Annotated in this window: 15 protein-coding genes; all 15 read left to right on the top strand. The window is 57.6% G+C overall.

The features are described from left to right. Positions 1-20: 20 nt before the first annotated feature. Complete coding sequence (locus IEX77_RS04325) at positions 21-1,373, top strand: DUF5074 domain-containing protein (protein ID WP_188807885.1); 1,353 nt, start codon at positions 21-23, stop codon at positions 1,371-1,373. Between the two features lie 35 nt (positions 1,374-1,408). Beyond that, the gene (locus IEX77_RS04320; protein ID WP_188807884.1) at positions 1,409-2,752 is read left to right on the top strand and encodes a leucine-rich repeat domain-containing protein; all 1,344 of its coding nucleotides are present in this window, start codon (positions 1,409-1,411) and stop codon (positions 2,750-2,752) included. A 77-nt stretch (positions 2,753-2,829) separates the two neighbouring features. Beyond that, positions 2,830-4,323 carry a leucine-rich repeat protein gene (locus tag IEX77_RS04315; protein WP_188807883.1) on the top strand — a complete coding sequence of 498 codons (1,494 nt, stop codon included), beginning with the start codon at positions 2,830-2,832 and terminating at the stop codon, positions 4,321-4,323. Positions 4,324-4,408: 85 nt separating this feature from the next. Beyond that, positions 4,409-5,701, top strand: a complete 1,293-nt coding sequence (locus IEX77_RS04310) for a hypothetical protein (RefSeq protein WP_188807882.1) — start codon at positions 4,409-4,411, stop codon at positions 5,699-5,701. Positions 5,702-6,349: 648 nt separating this feature from the next. Then, on the top strand, positions 6,350-6,895 hold the full coding sequence (locus tag IEX77_RS04305) for a hypothetical protein (protein ID WP_188807881.1): 546 nt from the start codon (positions 6,350-6,352) through the stop codon (positions 6,893-6,895). A gap of 527 nt (positions 6,896-7,422) precedes the next feature. After that, complete coding sequence (locus IEX77_RS04300) at positions 7,423-8,268, top strand: GLPGLI family protein (RefSeq protein ID WP_262890255.1); 846 nt, start codon at positions 7,423-7,425, stop codon at positions 8,266-8,268. Positions 8,269-8,305: 37 nt separating this feature from the next. Further along, on the top strand, positions 8,306-10,954 hold the full coding sequence (locus tag IEX77_RS04295) for a carboxypeptidase-like regulatory domain-containing protein (RefSeq protein ID WP_188807879.1): 2,649 nt from the start codon (positions 8,306-8,308) through the stop codon (positions 10,952-10,954). Between the two features lie 26 nt (positions 10,955-10,980). After that, on the top strand, positions 10,981-11,835 hold the full coding sequence (locus IEX77_RS04290) for a GLPGLI family protein (RefSeq protein WP_188807878.1): 855 nt from the start codon (positions 10,981-10,983) through the stop codon (positions 11,833-11,835). Between the two features lie 33 nt (positions 11,836-11,868). After that, positions 11,869-12,711 (top strand): GLPGLI family protein, encoded by an 843-nt coding sequence (locus IEX77_RS04285; RefSeq protein WP_188807877.1) that lies wholly within the window; start codon positions 11,869-11,871, stop codon positions 12,709-12,711. 1,179 nt (positions 12,712-13,890) lie between these two features. Next, positions 13,891-15,714, top strand: a complete 1,824-nt coding sequence (uvrC, locus tag IEX77_RS04280) for an excinuclease ABC subunit UvrC (protein WP_188807876.1) — start codon at positions 13,891-13,893, stop codon at positions 15,712-15,714. Positions 15,715-15,727: 13 nt separating this feature from the next. Further along, the gene (gene dtd, locus IEX77_RS04275; RefSeq protein WP_188807875.1) at positions 15,728-16,183 is read left to right on the top strand and encodes a D-aminoacyl-tRNA deacylase; all 456 of its coding nucleotides are present in this window, start codon (positions 15,728-15,730) and stop codon (positions 16,181-16,183) included. A gap of 94 nt (positions 16,184-16,277) precedes the next feature. Next, positions 16,278-16,865: a sugar O-acetyltransferase gene (locus IEX77_RS04270; protein WP_188807874.1), complete on the top strand. Its 588-nt coding sequence runs from the start codon at positions 16,278-16,280 to the stop codon at positions 16,863-16,865. A gap of 167 nt (positions 16,866-17,032) precedes the next feature. Further along, a complete protein-coding gene (locus IEX77_RS04265) occupies positions 17,033-18,508 on the top strand; it encodes a CCA tRNA nucleotidyltransferase (RefSeq protein ID WP_188807873.1) in 1,476 nt (491 codons plus the stop codon). Between the two features lie 156 nt (positions 18,509-18,664). After that, a complete protein-coding gene (glgP, locus tag IEX77_RS04260; protein ID WP_188807872.1) occupies positions 18,665-21,241 on the top strand; it encodes an alpha-glucan family phosphorylase in 2,577 nt (858 codons plus the stop codon). Between the two features lie 279 nt (positions 21,242-21,520). Beyond that, the gene (locus IEX77_RS04255) at positions 21,521-22,540 is read left to right on the top strand and encodes a hypothetical protein (protein WP_188807871.1); all 1,020 of its coding nucleotides are present in this window, start codon (positions 21,521-21,523) and stop codon (positions 22,538-22,540) included. The last annotated feature ends 67 nt before the right edge of the window (positions 22,541-22,607 follow it).

Here is a 22,607-nt window from a genome sequence, read left to right as displayed (position 1 = left end):
CTTCACTAACCTCCTCCACTATGTACAAGAAGATTCTCATCGCCAGCCTCGCTCTCATCGCTGGCCTCGCCTCCTGTAAGAAGGATGACCCCACGCCAAGCCCTAATCCTCCCTCGGGTCTGACGATCGATGGAGTGGCAAGCACCTTAGAGTTCTACCAGCTCGACACCGCTCACCTGAGCGTCGCTGGTGTAGCGAAGGACGCTGCTGCCAAAGCCGTATGGGCAGTGAACGGCGCGAAGGCTGCCGAAGGTGCTACCTTCGACTTCACCACCGCTCACCCAGGTAAGTATGAAGTCACGCTCACTGTCGACGGCAAGAGCGCTAAGCACACCTACACCGTCGCTCCCCGCTTCTCCGAAGGCGTCTTCCTCCTCAACGAAGGGAACTTCGGCAATGAGACGGGCTCACTGACCTACATCCATCCCTCCAAGAAGCTCGTCATCGATCAGGCTTACTTCCACATCAATGGCACGAAGCTCGGGAATGTCTGCCAAGACCTCGCCTTCGGGAATGACCAGGTCTATATCATCTCGCAGAACGGCCCCAAGAACGGCGGTGAAGGCCTACTAACTATCGCCCGTAGCAACTCCCTCGAGAAGGTCAAGGTCTACAACGACGAGGCTCTCGCACAGCAGTGGCCTACGCACATCGCTGTCCTGCGCGACCAGATCTACCTGCGCACCGACCGCAATGGGATCTACCGCGGCACGGCTGATGGCGGCTTCGTCTCCATCCCAGGTACGAGCAAGGCCAAGAAGCTGCGTATGGCACAGATCGGTGAGCGCCTCTTCGCCCTCACCTCCGACAGCAAGATGCTGATGATCCAGGGTACTCAGGTCGTCCGTGAGCTGGACCTCACCCCCGCCAAGCCCTCGGGTATCGCCGTCAGCCACGATGGTAAGCTCTGGGTATCTACGACGAGCCCCAATGCGATCCTCAAGGTAGACCCCACCCCTGACAACTTCGTCGCCCTCGACAGGCACATCCTCGACAAGTCCATTTCCTCGGGTTGGTCTGCTTCCTCCGCCTTCTTCGCTCACGGCGACAAGCTCTACTTCACGGGCCAAAGCTCCGTCATCTACTGCCACGACTTCGCTACGAGCAAGACCTCTCAGGTCATCGATGTCAAGACGATCGATGGCGTAGGTACGTCCGCTAATATGTACTACAACAGCCTCGGCGTCGACCCTGCTACGGGCGAACTCTACTACGCAGCCTTCGAGGACTTCAGCACCTACAACAAGAAGAACGTGACGATGGTCCTCAAGGCTGACGGCACGAAGCTCCTTCTGAAGGAGAAGGTAAACTCCTTCCCCGCAGGCTTCTTCTTCATCCCCAATGCGGCCAGCCGCACGGGGGCCAACCGATGATTTATCCTAATTAGTTCACTTAATATTCACCTAAAATGAAGAAAACTCTCCTCTCTACCCTCGCGCTTATCGCCCTCGGTGGAGTCGTCACCAGCTGCGGCAAGGAGCAGAAGGATGCGCCTCAGCCCGCTGGCAACACCAGCGCTCGTACTACGGAGCTCCCCGCAGGCGAGACGATCACGGGGTCGATCCAGACCGACAGCCTTGCCCTTGTAGACCTCTACAAGAGCCTCGACGGGATGAACTGGTCGCACTCCAACAACTGGAATAGCTCTCGCCCCGTAGCTACTTGGGCAGGCGTCCAGGTAAGCGACGTCGCAGGCGCACCTCGTGTCACCGCCCTCTACCTCGGCGGCAACAAGCTCCGTGGCACCCTGCCTAAGAGCATCGGACAGCTCACCGCTCTGCGTTCGCTCCAGCTGCAGTACAACCGCGAGCTCACGGGTACCATCCCCGCCGAGCTCTATCAGCTGACCCACCTGCGCTCGCTGCGTCTGCGCTTCACGAGCCTGACGGGCGAGGTATCTCCCGCCATCGGCAAGCTCACCGAGCTCGATACCCTCGACCTCAGCAATAGCCGCTACGACCTCAGCATGTGGTGGAATGGTGATCCCGCTACCGCGAAGGAGCACCGCCCCAACGGGAAGACCCTCACCGGCTCGCTCCCCCGCGAGATCGGTCAGCTGACGAAGGCACGCTATATCGACCTCTCCTTCCAGGGCTTCACGGGTACGCTCCCCACGGAGATCGGCGCACTGAAGAGCGCTAAGTACCTCTCTCTATATGGCTGTCACTTCTCAGGTGAGCTCCCTGCCTCTCTCGGCGCACTCGCTCAGCTCGAGTACTTCTCCGCAGGCCTCAATGAGTTCTCGGGAAGCCTCCCCGCCTCCCTCGGTTCGCTGAAGAGCATCCGCGAGATCCACATCTCGGGCAACAAGCTCACGGGCGCTATCCCCGCCTCTCTCGGTGCGCTGAAGACGCTCCAGCAGCTCAACCTCGCAGGCAACCAGCTCACGGGCACGATCCCTGCTGAGCTCGCACACCTCACGGGTATCTACGTCATCGACCTCAAGGGCAACAAGCTCTCAGGCACGATCCCCACGGACCTCGGTGGCGCACAGCAGAGCCTGCTCATCTCGGTAGACCTGAGCGACAACGATCTCACGGGCACGATCCCCGCACGCATCAAGCGCTATCTGCCCGATGCAGCTAAGTACGCTGGCCTGCATGGTCTGCCCGACTACGGCTACACGATGTTCGTCCTCTCGGGCAATAAGCTCACGGGCAAGATCCCCGCTGAATACCTCGCTTATCCCAAGACGCTGCAGCTCCTCCTGCCTCAGCAGGCTGGCTACGGCTTCTCTAACGAGCCTAAGTAACTCCTCCCGCACACCCGCCCTTAGCTCTCGCAGCACGAGGGCGGGCGTGCCTCTATATTTCACCCCAACCCACAACTATGATTAAGAAATTTCTCCCCCTTGCCTTAACCCTCACCCTGGGTCTCGCCTCATGTAGCAAGACCGACACGCCCGTCGTACCTCAGAGCGGTATCACGATCACGAGCGGCGTCCTCTCAGCCTATCCAGAGAAGGAAATCGCTGCTACGGGCCTCGTCTCCCTCCCCGAAGTCACCGAGATCTCGGCCAAGGTCTTCGAGGGCTACAAGACGCTGAAGACCGTCAAGGCACCCAAGCTCACGAAGATCGGTGATGCTGCCTTCAAGGGCTCGGCACTCACCAGCCTCGAGCTCGGCGCGACCGTCCCCACGACGAGCGATAATGCCTTCGAAGGCACGTCCGAAGAGAAGGACCTCATCGTCCCCGCAGACAAGGTCGCTGACTTCGCTGACTTCGCGAAGAAGCACCACTTCAAGACCATCAACGGTGCGCCCATCCCTGGCACCGAGATTGAGATCAAGGATGGCGTCCTCGTCACCTATCCTATCGACAAGACCCCCGCAGACGGTATCGTCACCCTCGAGGCTACCGTCACGGAGATCGCTGATGGCGTCTTCCTCGACAATACGAAGCTCACGGCTATCCACGCCCCTGGTGTGAAGAAGATCGGTAAGGCAGCCTTCAAGAACTGCTCCGCTCTTATGACCGTTGACTTCGGTGGTGCACAGCGTCCTCCGCTGGCTATCGATGAGACCGACAAGACCTACGGCACGGCTGAAGATGCCTTCTGGGGTACGCCCGAGGAGAAGGTCCTCGTCTTCGATGAGAGCAAGAGCCCGAACTTCCTGCAGTACTTCGAGTTCATCGCACGCCACCACTTCGCTAAGCTCGACGGCATCACTATCCCCGAGAGCCTCGACGGCAAGTACTTTAAGGTCAAGGGCGGCGTGCTGACGGACATCACGAGTGCTGGTCAGAGCTACCTCGCTGGTCAGGGCCGCAATGGTGTCCTCGTCCTCCCCTCAAGCATCACGCGTATCGACAATAGCGTCTTCACGCAGAGATTCCAGAACTTCAAGGCGATCTATGCCGAAGGAGTGACGGAGGTCGGTAGCTTCGCCTTCAATGAGACGGGTAGCCTCAACTTCGCTCACCTGCCCAAGCTGAAGAAGCTCGGCGAAGCAGTCTTCACCGACAACGCTTCGCTCACGGCTGTGAACTTCCCCCTCCTCGAGGAGATCGGTGATGTCTGCTTCACGGGTGGCGCTAACTTCAGTGGCAATGGCCTGAAGATCACCTACGTCAGTATCCCTGCTGCTAAGAAGATCGGTAGCGGGGCCTTCCACGGCAACTACAAGCACTCTGGTGTGACCTTCATCCTCGGCGCACAGCCAGAGGTGAACACCAAGGCCTATGAGGACTATCCTCAGGAGGGCTTCGTAGCCTTCGGTCAGCTGAAGAGCCCCGTCCTCTACGTCACCCCTGAGCACCTCAAGACCTATACCCTCACTGACGGCAAGTGGCACGGCTTCACCGTCAAGGAACTGAAGTAATCCCCCTATAAGCAAAGGCGAGGCAGTACCACACCCGTGGCTGCCTCGCCTTTCTTCCTCTCCGACCCTTAGATACACGCCGACTATGAACTACCGCATCTACAGCGTAGCCCTTGCCCTCAGCCTCCTCACGGCCTGCGGTGATAAGCCTACGCCCCTCCCCCAGCCGACGCCGACACCGACACCGACGCCAACGCCTGTACCCACACCGACACCAGAGCCCACACCGCCTGCCTACAAGGACTATGAGGGCTATACCCTGATCTTCAACCAAGGACTTGCCTCCGTCCTGACGAGCCAGCCCGATGGCGTGGGCGTGGCCTCCAGCCTAAGCCTCCTCGACCGTGAGGCGAAGACCCTCCTCCCCGTCTTCTCTGACAAGGCCACCCCGCTGAATAAGGAGTACGACGGCCAAGGCTACCTCTGCGAAGGCACGCTGAGCGAAGCGGGCGACTATCTGGCCTACCTGGCAAAGTACGACTTCACCGACGACAGCGAGCACGCCTCACGTCTCCTCCTCTTCGACCGCAGGACGATGCGCCTCACGAAGAACCTACGCATCACCCAGCCCGACGGCGATGAATGGGTGCGCCACTCCTTCACCTTCGACGACGGCACGACTTACCTCTCCTTCGACAAGAAGCACTTCTACCGCCTCGACCCCGAGACGGGGAAGATGACCGCCCTCACGGGCATCTTCGGCTACCCCACGGGCGCAGCATCTTGGCAGGATAAGGGCTACTTCTTCGTGCGCTATGAGTCCGCGGCCTTCGCCTTTGACAAGGGAAGCACCGCCGCTCGCAAGGTACCCATTGCCCTCTCGGGAGCGCAGATCAAGGATATCTTCCGTATGGGCGCTCAGGTCATCCTGCGCGACACGGCGAACCGCTATTACCTCTTCGACCTCGCTGCAGAGAAGCTCCTCGCTGTCTTCACGCTCAGCGAACCCATCGGCCGCAGCGTCACCATTGACCCCGCCACGCACCACATCTATTACTCGGGTGGCACGCCCAATCTCAACGGCGCCGAGGCCAAGGAGCGCAGTGTCTACACCGCTACCATTGACACCAGCCGTCCCGCAAGCGAAGTACAGGGCCTCACCTCCCAGCTCCTCTACACCATCGCAGGGCGCACCGAGGCGGACAATCGCCAAGGCTTCAAGATGCAGGTAGGCTATCTCCCTGACCTCAAGGCGCTGATGGTCTCCTACCTCGACCAAGGCCGCTCGGGCCCCCTCCTGCACGACCTGACGAAGCTCCTCCTGCTCCAGCTCCCCACGACCCCCAGCGAGAGCGTGAAGGAGCTACGCACCTTCGACCTCCATTACGCCTCTGACATCAGCCTCTTGAGCGTCATTCGCCCCCGCCCCACGAAGTAGCCCTCTGATAGGCTCACTTCTTACTTGTGTTTTTAGGATCTCCCCGAGGATGCGCCTCCCGCTCCTCGGGGAGATTTCTTTTTCTCAGCAGGGAAAGGCGCTCCAAGTGAGCACACCACAACGTGCTGTACTACAGCCCCATACCGCACACCCGCACAAGGAGGGAAAAGTAACCAGTACTGGTCACTCGGCTGACCAGTACTGGTCGCAGCGCGAAGTAGTAGTGGTTGATATCAGTTACCAGTACTGGTCACGTCGGCGACCAGTACTGGTTCGCATATCCCTCTCCTCTTCTTGTCGTGGCAGCCTTTCGCTATAGCTATATTTGCGATAGACGCCGCTTGCACCACCACCCTACTACAGGGTGATAAATCGACCTATATTGGTCGGCGGGCTGACCTATATTGCTCCGACGACGAAGCTATATAGGTCGCGATGACGACCTATATAGGTCAGCCCGCCGACCAATATAGATTCACACCACCCCCTTCCCCAAGACGTATCCTTCCCTCCCATAGCTCCCCCGCCATACTCCCCGCCGAAAGGGCTAACTTTGATAGCGAAGAAGCCCCGTCTTTAGCCGCTTCGCGAGCCAACGGCTCGTGCACAAGCAGATTACACTATTCAACCAAGTCGGAGATCAAGCTTATGACAACTACTGAAAGAAAAATAATAGCCCAGTTTGCATCTGGGGAGATAACTAGAGATGAGTTATATTCATTGCTACCATGGTATTCTGATATAGACTGTGTATCAAGGCTATATGAGGATGTGATTACTAAAAAAGATAGAGAGAAATTATGCTATCTGAGAATGTTGCCTGTGTATGAGAATGAACAATTGGAAGAGATTTGGAAAGTCTTACTGACAGAAGATTGGCATTCTGAGCATGAAGATTTAATCCGTGTATTCCAGTGTATCTTCAATAAGAAACAAGAAAACATAGATTTTCTACTAAAGATATTCAGACATATTCCTCTGTATATCTCACAAGACAGCGCAATAAAGCGTTCATACCTTCAAAATATTATCTATGCTATTGGTGCTCAACCGCAACCCGAAAGTCTGTGTGCATTAGAATATCTGCTCTCCGAAACAAAAGATGAAGAGATAAAGAAGATGATATCCAGCCAAATAGAGAAACGTCATTCTATAGTCGGAGGGAAGTATGAATTTGAGAAGATCGCCAAATGATTTGATTACCCTGCATATCTACCGAAAGGAATGGCGGCTAAAGGCGCAGGTGCGACCGCAGACCGAGGCGACCACGTCCATCACTTCCACCACCGTGAGGAGGTAGTAGCGACCACTATTAGTCGACGCGTGAACCACTATAGGTCTGCACTACGAACGAGTAGTGGTTTGCACCCGTACCACTATTGGTTTGCACTACGAACAAGTAGTGGTTTGCATCCCACCCTACCATAAGTATAGCCAGCAAGCCCCCTGACGTATGCGGATAGCCGTGTGTCAGGGGGCTCTTTCTTTGCGCATTTGCAGTGGTGTTTTTTTACTAAGTTTGTGGTAGATAACTGAGTCCGAGCGATCCTTCGGCTCGAGAGGCTTTACCTAACGCATCACCCGCCTCCCCTGCCGCACGAAGGGCCTCACACCCTCATACCTCAAAGACAATACACCACGATACAACCGCCTAAGGTGCGCCACGATGAGGGCCACCCCATACCACGCTAACCCACGATCACCCTACCCCATCAGAAACTATGAGACTCGTAAAAGCCTTCTTGCTGTGCTTATCAATGCAAGCCTTGACGCTGTCTGCCCAGATGTACATATTCCCGACCTCCTACGGGCCATCGGATAAGTACCAAGTAGTCGATACCGCCAAGTATGAGATCACCTATCAGATCGCAGCCAAGCTCAACCCCAACCCTAAGTATAGCTACGTCGCCTATAAGGACACGCAGACGCTACTCATCGGCAAGCGTATCTCTGCGACCTATAGCCGTGATATCCTAAAAGCCCGCGAGAAAGCGGATGCCGAGATAAAGCAGGGTGCGAAGACGGTCGATAGCTTTAGTGATATTACCTTCCCCGAAGATGTCTTCAAGGGCTACCCCAAGCCAGGTGTACTGACGACCTCCTACCGCCTCTTCCTCGGCGCGGGCTACGGGCAATATACCGAGGCATTGCCCGACTTCAAGTGGCAGATCCAGTCGGAGACCAAGAAGATCCTCAGCTACACGTGTCAGAAAGCCCTCGGGGAATTCCGTGGGAGGAAGTACATCGCTTGGTTCACCTCAGATATTCCCCTCTCTGACGGCCCGTGGAAGTTCTGCGGACTGCCGGGGCTCATCCTGGCGGTAGAAGATACGGAGGCATACTTTGTCTTCACCTGCATAGGCGTTGAGAATAAGAGCACACCGATCCGCTTCTGGACCTACCCGCACATCAAGTCTACGCGTGAGAAGCTACGCGCGACCATCCTACGTATGCACAAGCAGCCGGTCCTCTTCTGCGAGCAAACACTCGGCAAGAATCTACACATTGGGAATACCAATAAGAATCGAGACTTCTCCTTCCCTTGGCTGTGGCTGGAGGCAGAGTAGCTCCCCGCCCTTCGCTCACCTTACTACCAGCGCTATTATGAAGCGATACATCCTCTTCCTCCTCGCCCTCCTACTCAGCCTATCATCCTCCTACGGGCAGAGTATCATCACGGGGCACGTACGCACCCTCCAAGGGGCGCCCGTAGAGTACGCCCGTGTGCTGGCCTTAGTGCCGACGGACAGCACGATCTTAGCCTACACCTTCACCGATGCCCTCGGCAGCTACCGCCTAAGCGTCAGCAGCACGCAGCCCCAGCTCCTCATCAGCGTAGCGAGTATGGAGATCGAGCGTATGGACCGCCGCGTGGAGAACGTCAGTCAGACCTGCGACTTCCGAGTCAAGGAGTCACGCACCCTCCTAAGAGAGGTACAGGTGAAGGCTCGTAAGATCTGGGGGAAGAAGGACACGGTCAATTACTCCGTCGGCGCCTTCATCGGGAAGAATGATGTAGTCATCGCCGACGTCCTGCGTAAGCTCCCGAATATAGAGGTCTCGGTGGACGGCTTCATCAAGTACCAGGGGAAACCGATCAATAAGTTCTACATCGAGGGGCTGGATGCCCTGCAAGGGCGCTACGGCATCGCGACGAACAACATATCGGCCAAAGACGTCGCCACTGTGCAGGTCCTCGAGAACCACCAGCCCGTCAAGGCGCTCGAGAAGACCCAGCCCAGCAGCGAGGCCGCCATCAACCTCAAGCTGAAGGACGAAGTCAAGGGCACCTTCAGCATGACGGCACAGCTCGGCCTCGGCTATGACGGTAGGGTGAGGCGCAGCGAAGAGCTGATCGGGCTATACTTCGCCAAGCTGCGACAGCACGTCTTGACCGCCAAGAGCAATGATAACGGGGAGGACATACGCCGCGAGCTGCGCTCTTTCACCGGGGGCTCTCCCCTACCCAGCCTCACGATGACCTCGCTACAGCAGCCCGACGAGCCCCGCATCTCTCGCCCTCGCTACTATGACAACGACACGCACGCCTTCTCCTCCAACAACCTCTACAAGCTGAAGAATGAAGCGGAGCTGAACGCCAACCTCATCTTCTTCCACGACCGAGAGCGCACACATGGCGCCTCGCAGACGACTTACTTCCTCCCCGAGGGCACGAAGGTCATCAGCGAAGACCTGCGCAATCGCGGTACGATCGATCAGCTCGAGGGCGAGCTACGCTACAACATCAATAAGGAGCAGCTCTACTTCAACAACCTCCTCGAGCTCAAGGCCTCGTGGGAGCAAGAGCACGGCATCGTCTCAGCGGGAGAGGACCTCACACAGCAGATGCGCCAGCGCTACCTCTCAGCGACCAATACCTCACACTGGGTACGGACGAAGGCAGACGGCAAGGGCGGTGAGATCCTCTGGCGCAATGCCGTAGCGACCTCCCCGCACCGTCTAAGCATCCAGCCAGGGCTCTATGCTCCCCGCATCAATAGCGGAGCGCCCTATGCCGAGCTCACGCAAGACGTACGGCACCGCGCCTTCCTCAGCTTCGCCGAGCTCGCCCTGCTCTCCGCATGGCATATCGGGGAGCTACGGATCAGCCCACGGCTCTTCCTCCAAGCCCAGCATCAGGCGCTGGATACCGAGCTGGGAGCGACGAGCCTCACGGGCACCTACCAGCCTCTCCCCTCGCGGGATATGCACAACGGGATCAGCTTCACTCGCCTTGGCGCTGGGCTGGGGCATGAGCTGAGCTACAAGTCCGAGGTCTTCAGCCTCGACGCCGTACTCCCGCTCTTCTACTACCACACGCTGATGCAGGACGGCTTCCGCCCAAGCGAAAGGCTCTCGGAGGGGAAGCTATACTTCGAGCCGCGGGGCTGGGTGAGCTATAAGTTCGCCTCGGACTTCACGCTCAAGCTGAACGGCTCGATAGCCCTCACACAGCCCAGCCTCAGCTCGCTCTACGCAGGGTATATCATGCAGAGCTACCGCAGCCTGACGCGTCACGAGATGCGTCAGTTCAGCTCGCGCACGGCCAGCACTGGGCTTACCCTCAGCTACAAGGATATCTTCTCGATGCTCTTCCTCAGCGCGGGGGTCAGCTACAGCCACCACCGCAGTGAAGCCATCTCTTCGCTGAAGATCGAGCCTCCACTCACCGTCGTAGAGCGCCTTCCCCTGCCGCACTCGGGGCAGAGCTATTCGGCCAATGCACGCTTCAGCAAAGGCTATGACTGGATCTCCCTCTCGGTCTCTGGGGATGCAGCCCTCGGCCAGAGCGAGGGTAAGAGCTACCTCGAAGGGAAGCTCCTCGGCTATACGAGTCAGTGGGCCAGCGCCAGCGGGAGGTGCTCCCTCAAGCCGCTACCGTGGCTCACGATGGAGTACAACGTCGCCTGGGGTCTGCACCGCAGTCGCCTCGAGCATAGGAGCTGGCTCACACCGATACAGAGCCTCAGTCACAAGGTCATCTCGCACGTGAATGTCCTCGAGGATGTCGCTATCAAGCTCACCGCCGAGCACTACTACAACGATGCAGTGACTCAAGGGAGGCACTTCACACTCGCTGACCTTGGACTCGCCTACACGTGGCGGAAGGTGCGCCTCACCCTCGACTGGACGAACATCCTCGGTGCACGCCTCTACAGCTCGGGGACGCTCTCCGACCTCGTCGCCTCGCACAGCTACTACGACATACGTCCCTCAGCCATAATGCTCAAGGCGCGATTCAAGCTCTTCTAATACGCATAGCAAGATCCCACAGACGAATGAAGGACACCATCTCTATGAAGTCAATAGCGCTCTATGCACTATTACTGAGCCTCGGACTAAGCCTCTCCTCCCATGCTCAGAGCCCTATCGGCAGTATACATCCCTTCGATATCAGGAAATACACCGTCCTGGACTCAGCGAACTATCGCATTGACTACAAGACGACCTGCCTCCTCGACCCGAAGAAGCACGACAAGGTGACGAACGAGATGTACCTCCTCGTCGGGCGGAAGATCTCGAAGTTCGGACACGTCTGCGTCCTCGACAACCAGCAGGAGCTTATCGCAGCAGAGAGCCAAGAGGCTGGACCTGGTATCGAGGCGCGGGGAATGGGAGGTATGGAGGTCTATAAGTATCTGAGTGGCACCAAGCCCTACAGCGAGCTTACCTTTAGACTCTTCGTCTACTCCTACCGATATACCCTCATCTACACTGATGAGCTACACCCCCAGTCATGGACACTCACCGATGAGCGCAAGGACGTACTCGGCTATTCATGTCAGAAGGCTACGGCACGCTTCCGAGGCCGTGACTATACCGCTTGGGTAGCGACGGATATCCCCATCTCCAATGGCCCGTGGCTCTTGGGTGACGCTCCTGGCCTGATCTTGGAGGCTTATGATGCCAAGAGGGAGTACATCTTCGAGGCAACAAGTGTCTCACAGCTCCCCAAGGCCTTGCCCATCGTCAAGTATAAAGACAACTACAAGCGCACAGATCGGAGCAAAGTCCGTGATCTATGTAGGCGCATGCATGCCAATATCGTGCAGACGCTCACGACAGCGTTCCCTGGCGCAGGCATCCAAATCAAAAACCCGACCTTCTACTACAACCCCATCGAGCTGGAGTAGCTAATGGGATAACACATCATATCAGACTGCCTTATGCGAAACCTCTTTCTCCTCTTACTCACCTTCGTGAGCATGAGCCCCCTCGGCCTGCTCGCACAGTTCCCTACTATACAGATGCGCCTGCAAGCAGGGAAGATCCTCGGGAAGTCCGAGTACTTCGTGGACTACACCTACCGCCACAAGACACCTGCCGAGAGTAAAGACTTCCAAGAAGACATCATCCGCGTGGAGCTGGGCAAGGCGCTTGTCAAGTCCTACAGCTACAGACTCTGGCAGGCAGACTCTGCTCTTACTCATGATGCCAATAAATACGCCCAGGTAAAAATACCAGATGAAGGTCTGTCTCCCTTCTGCTACTACCGCGATCTGACCAATGGTACGACGCAGGTCTACTACAGGACGCCTCTCTCAGGCCCCACGCTGAAGTACACCGACACCCCGACGTTCTCATGGACGCTGACAGGTAAGAAGAAGGTCATCTCTGGCTACGAGGCACAGCGTGCCACGTGCCAGTTCCGCGGGAGAAGCTACGAAGCTTGGTTTACTCCCAGCATCCCGATCTCCGCTGGCCCGAACTTCTTTGGCGGCCTCCCTGGGCTGATCCTCGAGCTGCACAGCATGGATGGAGCGCATCACTTCGTACTCGACGCCCTATGTCAGCGTAGTGCGGACATCGTGGAGTGGAAGATTCGCTTGGTGAAGTCGGTCAGTCGTGCACAGTTCAGGGACTACTATCAGCGACTACACAAGCACCCGATACAGACCTTTGAGGCCAATGGCCAGCGGGTATATCCACAGGATGCGCAGGGGAATTTCCTGACGAAAGCCGAAGCACTCTCCTGGACGATCCCCTTCAATCCCATCGAGCTGGAGTAGCCTCCACCTCACACCAAGCCGACGATCCCGCTCCTCGGGGAGGTTTCTTTTTCTCAGCTGGGAAAAGGCTCTCCGAGCGAACATATCACAACGCTCTGTACTACAACCCCATACCGCACCCCGTACAAGGATGGGAAAGTAACCAGTACTGGTCACTCGGCTGACCAGTACTGGTCGCAGCGCGAAGTAGTACTAGTTGATATCAGTTACCAGTACTGGTCACTTCGGCGACCAGTACTGGTTCGCATATCCCCCTCCTCTTCTTGTCGTGGTAGCTTTTCGCTATAGCTCTATCTATGATAGACACCGCTTGCACCACCACCCTACCGCAGGAAGATAAATCAACCTATATAGGTCGGCGGGCTGACCTATATTGGTCCGACGACGAAGCTATATAGGTCGCGATGACGACCTATATAGGTCAGCCCGCCGACCAATATAGGTTCACACTACCCCCATCCACAAGCCCGCACCTGTCCCTCCCGTAGCTCCCCCGCCGTACTCCCGCCGAAAGGGCTAACTTTGACCACAAATTGGGGGGACTACCTTAAAACAGGAGAGGTAATAACATTTAAGTAAAATGAAGAGGATAAAGATCATTCGTTTGTTGGCAACTTATATTTGCCATGATCCATTTGCCTATAGTCCTACTTATACATGGGATGCCTTTCCTCCTATTATATATAGGGAAAGAGAAAGAATACTTCCTGTCTTAAAGGTGTGGGAACATAAGGGATACTTAACTATAGTGTATGATGATACCACAGCCTTTGTTCTTAACGTGGAGAAGTTGCCATCAAAAGAAAGGCTAATAGAGGAAAGTCGCAATGTTAAATAGTGTACTTCCGCAATAAAAAAGGGAGAAGAAAGTCCAGTGAAATGCATAGAGTTGTGCCTCTATTGGTTTAAAGGTCGCGACCTATATAGGTCGACGCGCGAACCACTATAGGTCTGCACTACGAACGAGTAGTGATATGCCTCCCTCCGCAAGCCCGCATTCTAGGGCGCCTCTGCGCCCCGCCGTACTCCCCGCCGAAAGGGCTAATCTTACGGCGAAGAAGCCCCACCTTTAGCCACTTCACGAGCTGACGGCTTGCGCGCGAGCGGGAGCGCACCATCTTTCCCTTATCTTTGTTGTAATGGGGGCGACTTTGCCCCACCTCCCTCAGATAAGACACGATGACGCTCGACGAAATACGCAAGATCCTCCCTACGCTCCCCGAAGCCCCCGGCTGCTACAAGTACATCGGCCAGGAGGGCACGATCATCTACGTCGGGAAGGCGAAGAACCTGCGTCGCCGCGTCAGTAGCTACTTCCAGCGCGACGTACCCAGCTCGAAGACCCGCCTTCTGGTGCGCCAGATCCGCGGTATCGAGTACGTCGTCGTGGGCTCCGAAGCTGAGGCCCTTATCCTCGAGAACTCCCTCATCAAGGAGCACCAGCCCCGCTACAACATCCTTCTCAAGGACGACAAGACCTATCCCGAGGTCGTCATCCGCCACGAGCCCTTCCCCCGCGTCCGCGTCGAGCGCCGCCCCGCCCACGATGGCTCGGTGCGCTTCGGCCCGTACCCCAACGTCGGTATGGCGCACGCCGCCGTAGCCATGGTGCGCGACCTCTACCCTATTCGCACCTGCGACCTCGACCTCTCACCGCACAAGATCGCCCAGGGCAAGTACAAGGTCTGCCTCGAGTACCACATGAAGAAGTGCAAGGCGCCCTGTGTCGGCTACCAGACCGCCGAGGACTACGCGCACAACATCCGCGAGATCACGAGCCTCCTGCGTGGGAACCTCCGTGACGTCATCGACCTCTATCGCGAGGAGATGCTTCGCCTCAGCGAGGAGCTTCGCTTCGAGGAAGCGCAGATCTACAAGGAGCGCCTTCAGTACCTCGAGAACTATCAGGTCAAGCACACCGTCGCCCCGCACCACATCCACAATGTCGACGTCTTCAGCTTCGACGAGGACGAAGATGGCGCGACCTACGTGAACTTCATGCACCTCACCCAAGGGATGGTCACGCAGGTCTATACCATCGAGTACCGTAGCCTCATCGAGGGCGAGACGCGCGAGGAGCTCTTCGCCAGCGCCATCACCGAGCTACGCCAGCGCTTCGCCTCACACGCCAAGGAGCTGATCCTGCCCTTCGACCCCGGGTGGCAGGACGATGCCAGCGTGACGATCACCATCCCCCAGCGTGGCGACAAGAAGAAGCTCCTCGAGCTCTCCGAGCGCAACGTCCGCCAGTACAAGGTCGACAAGTACAAGCGTGCAGAGCGACTCAACCCCGACCAGCGCCTCATGCAGATCGTCACCGAGCTGAAGGACCTCCTACATCTGGACAAGCTCCCCCTACATATCGAGTGCTTCGACAACTCGAATATCCAAGGCTCCGACCCCGTAGCCGCCTGCGTCGTCTTCAAGCGCGGGCGCCCGTCGAAGAAGGATTATAGGAAGTTCAACATCCGTTCGGTCGAAGGGCCCGACGACTACGCCTCCATGCGCGAAGTCGTCACACGCCGCTACCGCCGTCTGAGCGAAGAAGCCGGAGGCGAAGGTCTCCCTGACCTCATCCTCGCCGACGGAGGTAAGGGGCAGATAGGTGCCATACGCGAAGCCCTCGCCGAGCTGGGCCTCACCATCCCCGTAGCGGGGCTGGTGAAGGACGACCGCCACCGCACGGCAGGGCTCCTCTTCGGCACGGACACCCTCGACGAGATCCCCGTGCGTCACCACAGCCCTACCTTCCGTCTCCTCGAGCAGATCCAGGCGGAGGTGCACCGCTTCGCCATCACCTTCCACCGCGACAAGCGCAGTAAGAGCCAGCTCTCCTCGCGCCTCGACTACATCAAGGGCATCGGCCCGAAGACGAAGGACGAGCTCCTCACGGCCTTCCGCAGCGTGCAAGCCATTGCCTCCGCGAGCCTCGACGACCTAACCGCCGTCATCGGTCCCGCCAAGGCCCGCATCATCTACACCGCCTTCCACCCCGAAGGATAACCCACTCATATCCATGCGCTTCCTCATCCAACGCACCCGCTCCGCAGCCGTCCACATCGACGGAATAGCCGTCGCCGAGAGCCACAGCCTCGGCATACTCATCCTCATCGGCATCTCCCCCGAAGACACCGCAGAGGACATCGAGTACCTCGTGAAGAAGGCTACACAGCTGCGTATCTTCGACGACGAAGACGGGGTGATGAACCGCAGCATCCTCGACGTCGGTGGGGATATCATCGCTGTATCGCAGTTCACCCTCATGGCGGAGACGAAGAAAGGCAACCGCCCATCCTACATCCGTGCCGCCCGCCCTGAGGTCGCCGAGCCCCTCTATGACGAGGTCATTCGAGCCCTTGAGGAGCGACTCGGGCGCCCCATTGGCACGGGTCGCTTCGGCGCCGACATGCAGGTATCTCTCACGAACGACGGCCCCGTGACCATCTGGATCGACAGCAAGGCGCGCGAGTAAACAGCGAAGCGCACACACAAGAAAGCGAAGAAAACAGAGGTACGTTCCACGTGGAACACTCACTCACCCCACCCACACATCACCACCCCACCCTATGACCCAGAGAGAGCGACGCCAAGCAGGGCTATACTTCTGCGCCATCGACGCTGAGATCCACGAGGAGCGACTGCGAGCACAAGACCTCATCCAGCGATACAACGCCTTGCGCCCCGACCAACACGAAGAAGCCAACGAAATCATCCACTCGCTCCTCGGCACAATGGGTGAGCGATGTCACTTCGTACCTCCCATCTTCTTTGACTACGGATCGAATGTCCACATCGGGGACTTCAGCTTCGTCAACAGCAACTTCACCGCGCTTGATGCGGGACGTATCGACATCGGCCGCCACGTCTTCATCGGCCCCAACGTCAGCATCTACACCCCAACCCATCCGCTACTCGCCGAGGAGCGCAACACAGGCTACGAGCAAGGTAAGCCCGTGAAGATCGGTGACAACGTGTGGATCGGCGGCTCGGTGACGATCCTCGGCGGCATCACCATCGGCGAAGGCGCCGTGATCGGAGCAGGCAGCGTCGTCACACGCGACATCCCTGCAGGCGTCATCGCCGTTGGCAATCCCTGCCGTGTGCTTCGCGAGATCACCGACGCCGATCGCGTACTCCACGACATCGAGCCCTAAGCATATTATATACGTACGCGCGCGAAAGCGCGAAAGCGCGAGAGGGCATCGGGTGCGGGTTCCACGTGAAACGCACCCGATGTTTTTCTTTCGCAAAGCGTGGGTGACCGCACTCCCCACGCAAGAAACCCGTATCTTTGCAGCCGAAGAAACCCAACTAAGAAAGGATGCTCAGCGAAGACTTGCTCTACGAAAAGGAAGATGAGATCTACGACAAGGTAGACACCCCCCTCTTTCACCTCATCGGCGAAGCCGCGGACGAACTCGGTGTAGACGCCTACATCGTCGGGGGCTATGTGCGTGACCTCCTCCTCTACCGCCCCTCGAAGGATATCGACATCGTCTCCATCGGGCGCGGCATCGACCTGGCACAGGCTGTAGCGGGGCGCCTCGGGCGTGGTGCACACATCTCGGTCTTCGCTCGCTTCGGCACGGCACAGGTCAAGCAGGGCGACCTGGAGATCGAATTCGTAGGCGCTCGTCGCGAGAGCTACACACCCGACAGTCGCAAGCCCTTTGTCGAGGATGGTACGCTGGAGGAAGATCAGGAGCGCCGTGACTTCACGGTCAATGCTCTGGCCATCTGCCTGAACGCCGACCGCTTCGGTCAGCTCGTCGACCCCTTCGACGGCCTGCACGACATGGAGGCGCTCACCCTGCGCACGCCACTCGATCCCGACATCACCTTCAGCGACGACCCGCTGCGCATGATGCGTGCCATACGCTTCGCCTCGCAGCTCGGCTTCTTCATCGACCCCGACACCTTCGCTGCTATCGGGCGAAATGCTGGGCGCATCGAGATCATCTCCGCCGAGCGCATCGCCACAGAGTTCAATAAGATCCTCCTCTCCCCTCGCCCATCCATCGGCCTCGAGCTCTTCGAGAAGACCGGTCTGATGAAGCTCGTCTTCCCCGAGCTCCTCGAGCTCAAGGGGGCCGAGACGCGTGACGGCATCGGCCACAAGGACAATCTCACCCACACCTACAAGGTCGTGGACAATATGGCCAAGGCACTCTCCACCGCCCGCCCTGGGCACGAAATGAACCTCTGGCTCCTCTGGGCAGCACTCCTCCATGACATCGGGAAGCCCCGCACCAAGCGCTTTGACCAGCGCCTCGGCTGGACGTTCCACAACCACAACTTCATCGGCATGAAGATGGTGTCGAAGATCTTCCGCCGCCTCCGCCTACCGCTTGATCACAAGATGCACTACGTGGAGAAGCTCGTCGATCTGCACATGCGCCCCGCCACCCTCGTCGATGAGGGCGTGACGGACTCCGCTGTGCGCCGTCTGCTCTTCGAGGCGGGAGACGATATCGACGACCTCATGCTCCTCGTCGAAGCCGACATCACGAGCAAGAACCCCCAGCGCGTACGCAAGTACCTCGACAACTATAAGGTCGTTCGTCAGAAGCTCGTCGACATCGAGGAGAAGGATCGCATCCGCAACTTCCAGCCGCCCATCTCGGGACAGCTCATCATGGATACCTTCGCCCTCACGCCTTGCCGCGAGGTAGGGCTCATCAAGGACGCTATCAAGGACGCTATCCTCGACGGCACGATCCCCAACGAATACGAGCCCGCCTACGAATTTATGCTCCGCGAAGCAGCCGCTCTCGGGCTCACCCCTGCGAAGAAATAGGCGCTCCCCCACTCCACTGCACAGAGACACCACTACCCCTTGCTTTACTATCTTGTCGTAAAGTAAGGGGCAGTGGTTTATTATCAGTACCTTTGCACCATCAAAAAAGGATAGTCGACCGACTGTCTCCGATTGCTTAGAAGAAGGAATATATTTATGATCGTAACAAAGCGCGCCAACGATCCCGTCTGGACGAACATCTATGCTTATGCCCAGCTGCCCGCTGAGCTGCGTAGACTCGACGAGATCGCCCACAACCTCTGGTGGGTATGGACCCCCAAGGCACAGAATCTCTTCCGCCGTATCTCTCCCGAACTCTGGGAGTCGACCGAAGGCAATCCTATCACGCTCACTCGCCTGCTCTCTGCTGAGGAGATGGCAGCCCTCGTCGCTGACAAGGACTTCATGGCGCAGCTGGACGAAGTCTATACCGACTTCCAGGCCTACATAAACGAGCCTGCAGACGCAGTACGCCCCTCCGTCGCCTACTTCAGCATGGAGTACGGTCTGACGAATATCCTCAAGATCTATTCCGGCGGTCTTGGCGTCCTCGCTGGTGACTACCTCAAGGAAGCCAGCGACAGCAACGTCCGCCTCACCGCCGTCGGCTTCCTCTATCGCTACGGCTACTTCACCCAGAGCCTCAGCCCCGAAGGCCAGCAGCAGGCAAACTACGAAGCTCAGGACTTCACTCAGCTTCCCATCGAGCAGATCTTCGAAGAGGACGGACAGACACCCCTCATCCTCGAGGTGCCCTATGCTGGTCACACCGTATACAGCCATATATGGAAGGTGAACGTCGGCCGTATCAGCCTCTACCTCCTCGACACCGACATTCCACAGAATAGCGAATGGGACCGCCCCATCACGCACCAGCTCTATGGCGGCGACTGGGAGAACCGCATGAAGCAGGAGTACCTCCTCGGTATCGGTGGTGTGCTCCTCCTCAACCACCTCGGCATCTCGAAGGACGTCTACCACATGAACGAAGGTCACGCTGCCTTCATGAGCGTACAGCGCCTCCTGGACTACGTCGAGGGCGAAGGTCTTCCCTTCGACGAAGCTCTCGAGCTCGTCCGCGCCTCCTCGATCTACACCTGTCACACGCCCGTCCCCGCTGGTCACGACTACTTCGATGAGGAGCTCCTCGGCAAGTACCTCGGCCACATCCCTGGGCGTCTCGGCATCTCTTGGCACGACTTCATCAGCCTCGGCCGTGAGAATCCCGAGAGCAACGAGAAGTTTTCCATGAGCGTCTTCGCACTGAATACCTGCCAGGAAGCCAACGGTGTGAGCCTGCTGCACGGCCGCGTCTCTCAGGAGATGTTCGCCCCCGTATGGAAGGGCTTCTTCCCCGAAGAGCTGCACGTCGGCTACGTCACCAACGGCATCCACCTGCCTACATGGGCCTCTGCTGAGTGGCAGGAGCTCTACACGAAGCACTTCGGCAAGGACTTCCTCAAGAAGCAGACCGAGGAAGCTACCTGGGCGAAGATCCAGCAGCTCCCCAACGAGACGATATGGGAGACGCACCAGGCTATCAAGCTCCGTCTCATCGAGCATATCCGCACCTTCTACGGCGAGAAGTGGATCCGCAACAGCGGCAACCCCGAGACGACGGTATCCGTCCTCGAAGGTATCAACCCCAACGCTCTGATCATCGGCTTCGGTCGTCGCTTCGCTACCTACAAGCGTGCGCACCTCCTCTTCACCGACCTCGAGCGTCTGGAGCGTATCGTCAATAACCCCAAGTACCCCGTACAGTTCCTCTTCACAGGTAAGGCACACCCCGCCGATGGTGGTGGTCAGGGCCTCATCAAGCACATCCTCGAGATCAGCCGCCTGCCCCAGTTCCTCGGGAAGATCATCTTCCTCGAGAACTACGATATGCGCCTTGCCAGCAAGCTCATCGCTGGCGTAGATATCTGGATGAATACCCCTACTCGTCCTCTCGAAGCCTCGGGTACCTCGGGCGAAAAGGCCGAGATGAACGGTGTCCTTAACCTCTCCGTCCTAGACGGATGGTGGTACGAAGGCTACCGTAAGGGTGCTGGTTGGGCACTCACCGACAAGCGCACCTTCGCTGATCAGTCGCTGCAGGACAAGCTCGACGCTACGACGATCTACGACCTTCTCGAGAAGGAGATCGTACCCCTCTACTTCCAGCGCGATGGCAAGCCCTACTCCGATGGTTGGGTACAGACGATGAAGAACTCGATGAACTTCATCGCTCCTCACTACACTATGCGCCGCATGATGGACGATTACTACGAGCGCTTCTACACGAAGCTCGCTGAGCGCTCAGCTCGCCTGCACGCTGACTCGAACCGTATCGCCCGCGAACTCACCGAGTGGAAGCGCGCTACCGCCGAGGCTTGGGATAGCATGCAGGTCGTCTCTGTCGAGTGCTCCGAGAGCGCAGCATACATGTCCAACGAGCGCCACACGGGCGACGAAGAGACGGTACGCCTTGTCCTCGACAAGGGTGCACTTACCTCGGATCTTGAGGTCGAGCTCGTCGACGCACGCGAAGACGCTCAGGGTCGACTCCGCTTCGTAGCGAAGACTGCCCTGACACTCGTCGAGCGCAATGGCTCACGTGAGGTCTATGAGCTCCGCTTCAAGCAGGCTCGTCCTGGGCACTACAAGCGTGCTCTGCGCATCCTACCTTCGCACCCCGAGCTCCCACATCGTATGGACTTCGCGCTCGTGCGCTGGGTAGCCCTTCAGTAAGGCGCTCCCCTACCCCATCACTTTATACAGCACGTCCCGGCAGTCATCTGACTGTCGGGACGTGTCATATATACGCGGCTCTTGCAGCTCACGGGGCTCTCCCCGACGGCCGCCACGGCTGAGCTAAATACCTTTGTCACAGCGGGTCACATCGCACGAAAGGGCATCGATTCGCACTCGACCTATCGCCTACCCGACTCTTCGGAAAAAGAGTAACTTTACCCTAAAGAAAGTACATCATCCCTCCGAATTAACTCAAACAAATACAGGCTATCCACTATGCATAATCACCTCTATATCATCCCATTCCTTCTTCTTGGGATAAGCTGTACCTCAGCCCAAAAGCCTGTCGCCACGATCCACGGACACGCCTTCCACCTCGGCGATAGCCTCACCATAGGTCTGCCCCATGATAATGATCCCAGCGAAATTTACAAAGCACTCTCTTGGTCGCAGGAAGATATGGAGATCCCCGCCTTCGCAAAAGGCGAACTCAAGATACATATCAAGCCCTTTAAAATGAATGTATTCGGCGAGAGGATCAATGAGCCAGATACCGTGTACTTCCTCAGCCTCCCACAGTACCCCAAGGATAGCCTCATCATCGACCTCAAGGAAGCGGTAGAGCGTGGGGAGATCCTGACGGAGCCCATACGGGAGGATAAGACGCTCTATCCAGAGGCCGTAGAGCTGCGCCCCTCAGACTATATCGTGGCTCTTATCAAGATCGGCACCCTAACCTACACCGACGAAGTCATCCAGGTATACGCCAAAAACTTGAAGGACAGAGCGCAGACGAGCGATGACATCGACGATCCCCGCGAGTTTCAGAGACAGCGAGCGACCCTATTGGCGAAGCTGAAAGCAGCCGTCGAGAAGTTTGATCTCGATCGGGTCTACTACCTGCGACACAAGGTCATCACCAGGGGATATGACTCCAAGCGCTCAGGCTATGCTTGGGAGCCAGGAGTGGATGGTCCATTACCCCAACCCTATATTGTGGGGGAGGAAGCGATCAGACCACACTTCTTTACAGAAAAGAAAGTTCCCTTCATCAGCGTCCCTACTGACCGAGCAGAGCGCTTTGAGAAGCGCACAGATACCCAAGGAATGGGTATGCAGGCATTCTACGTCAAGTCCTATATCCGTATCGTCCCAGGGAGATTCTACGTAGCGGATCAGCCCCCCATCTACATCATTCCCGTAAATTACCTCGGTCTTGATGCCTACGAATTCCCCCACTGCGCCTACTACCACCTCGGCTCCAGCAAGACGGAGGAAGTGCACTACTGCCCATAGCCCCCGCGAAAAAGAAGTAACTTTAGCCATAGGAGAAAGGCTTTGATGCACCTCCAATTCACACAAC

This window comes from Porphyromonas pasteri, from assembly GCF_014647755.1.
Taxonomy (GTDB): Bacteria; Bacteroidota; Bacteroidia; order Bacteroidales; family Porphyromonadaceae; genus Porphyromonas; species Porphyromonas pasteri.
The sequence above is the reverse complement of the archived record's forward strand: the minus strand, read 5'-3'. Positions and strand labels throughout refer to the sequence as shown.

Bases quoted from the DNA above. Each gene is read 5' to 3' on its own strand.
- IEX77_RS04305 (WP_188807881.1), top strand. From the start codon at position 6,350: ATGACAACTACTGAAAGAAAAATAATAGCCCAGTTTGCATCTGGGGAG.
- IEX77_RS04315 (WP_188807883.1), top strand. From the start codon at position 2,830: ATGATTAAGAAATTTCTCCCCCTTGCCTTAACCCTCACCCTGGGTCTC.
- IEX77_RS04325 (WP_188807885.1), top strand. From the start codon at position 21: ATGTACAAGAAGATTCTCATCGCCAGCCTCGCTCTCATCGCTGGCCTC.
- IEX77_RS04290 (WP_188807878.1), top strand. From the start codon at position 10,981: ATGAAGGACACCATCTCTATGAAGTCAATAGCGCTCTATGCACTATTA.
- uvrC (WP_188807876.1), top strand. From the start codon at position 13,891: ATGACGCTCGACGAAATACGCAAGATCCTCCCTACGCTCCCCGAAGCC.
- glgP (WP_188807872.1), top strand. From the start codon at position 18,665: ATGATCGTAACAAAGCGCGCCAACGATCCCGTCTGGACGAACATCTAT.
- IEX77_RS04320 (WP_188807884.1), top strand. From the start codon at position 1,409: ATGAAGAAAACTCTCCTCTCTACCCTCGCGCTTATCGCCCTCGGTGGA.
- IEX77_RS04265 (WP_188807873.1), top strand. From the start codon at position 17,033: ATGCTCAGCGAAGACTTGCTCTACGAAAAGGAAGATGAGATCTACGAC.
- IEX77_RS04285 (WP_188807877.1), top strand. From the start codon at position 11,869: ATGCGAAACCTCTTTCTCCTCTTACTCACCTTCGTGAGCATGAGCCCC.
- IEX77_RS04295 (WP_188807879.1), top strand. From the start codon at position 8,306: ATGAAGCGATACATCCTCTTCCTCCTCGCCCTCCTACTCAGCCTATCA.
- IEX77_RS04255 (WP_188807871.1), top strand. From the start codon at position 21,521: ATGCATAATCACCTCTATATCATCCCATTCCTTCTTCTTGGGATAAGC.
- IEX77_RS04300 (WP_262890255.1), top strand. From the start codon at position 7,423: ATGAGACTCGTAAAAGCCTTCTTGCTGTGCTTATCAATGCAAGCCTTG.
- IEX77_RS04270 (WP_188807874.1), top strand. From the start codon at position 16,278: ATGACCCAGAGAGAGCGACGCCAAGCAGGGCTATACTTCTGCGCCATC.
- IEX77_RS04310 (WP_188807882.1), top strand. From the start codon at position 4,409: ATGAACTACCGCATCTACAGCGTAGCCCTTGCCCTCAGCCTCCTCACG.
- dtd (WP_188807875.1), top strand. From the start codon at position 15,728: ATGCGCTTCCTCATCCAACGCACCCGCTCCGCAGCCGTCCACATCGAC.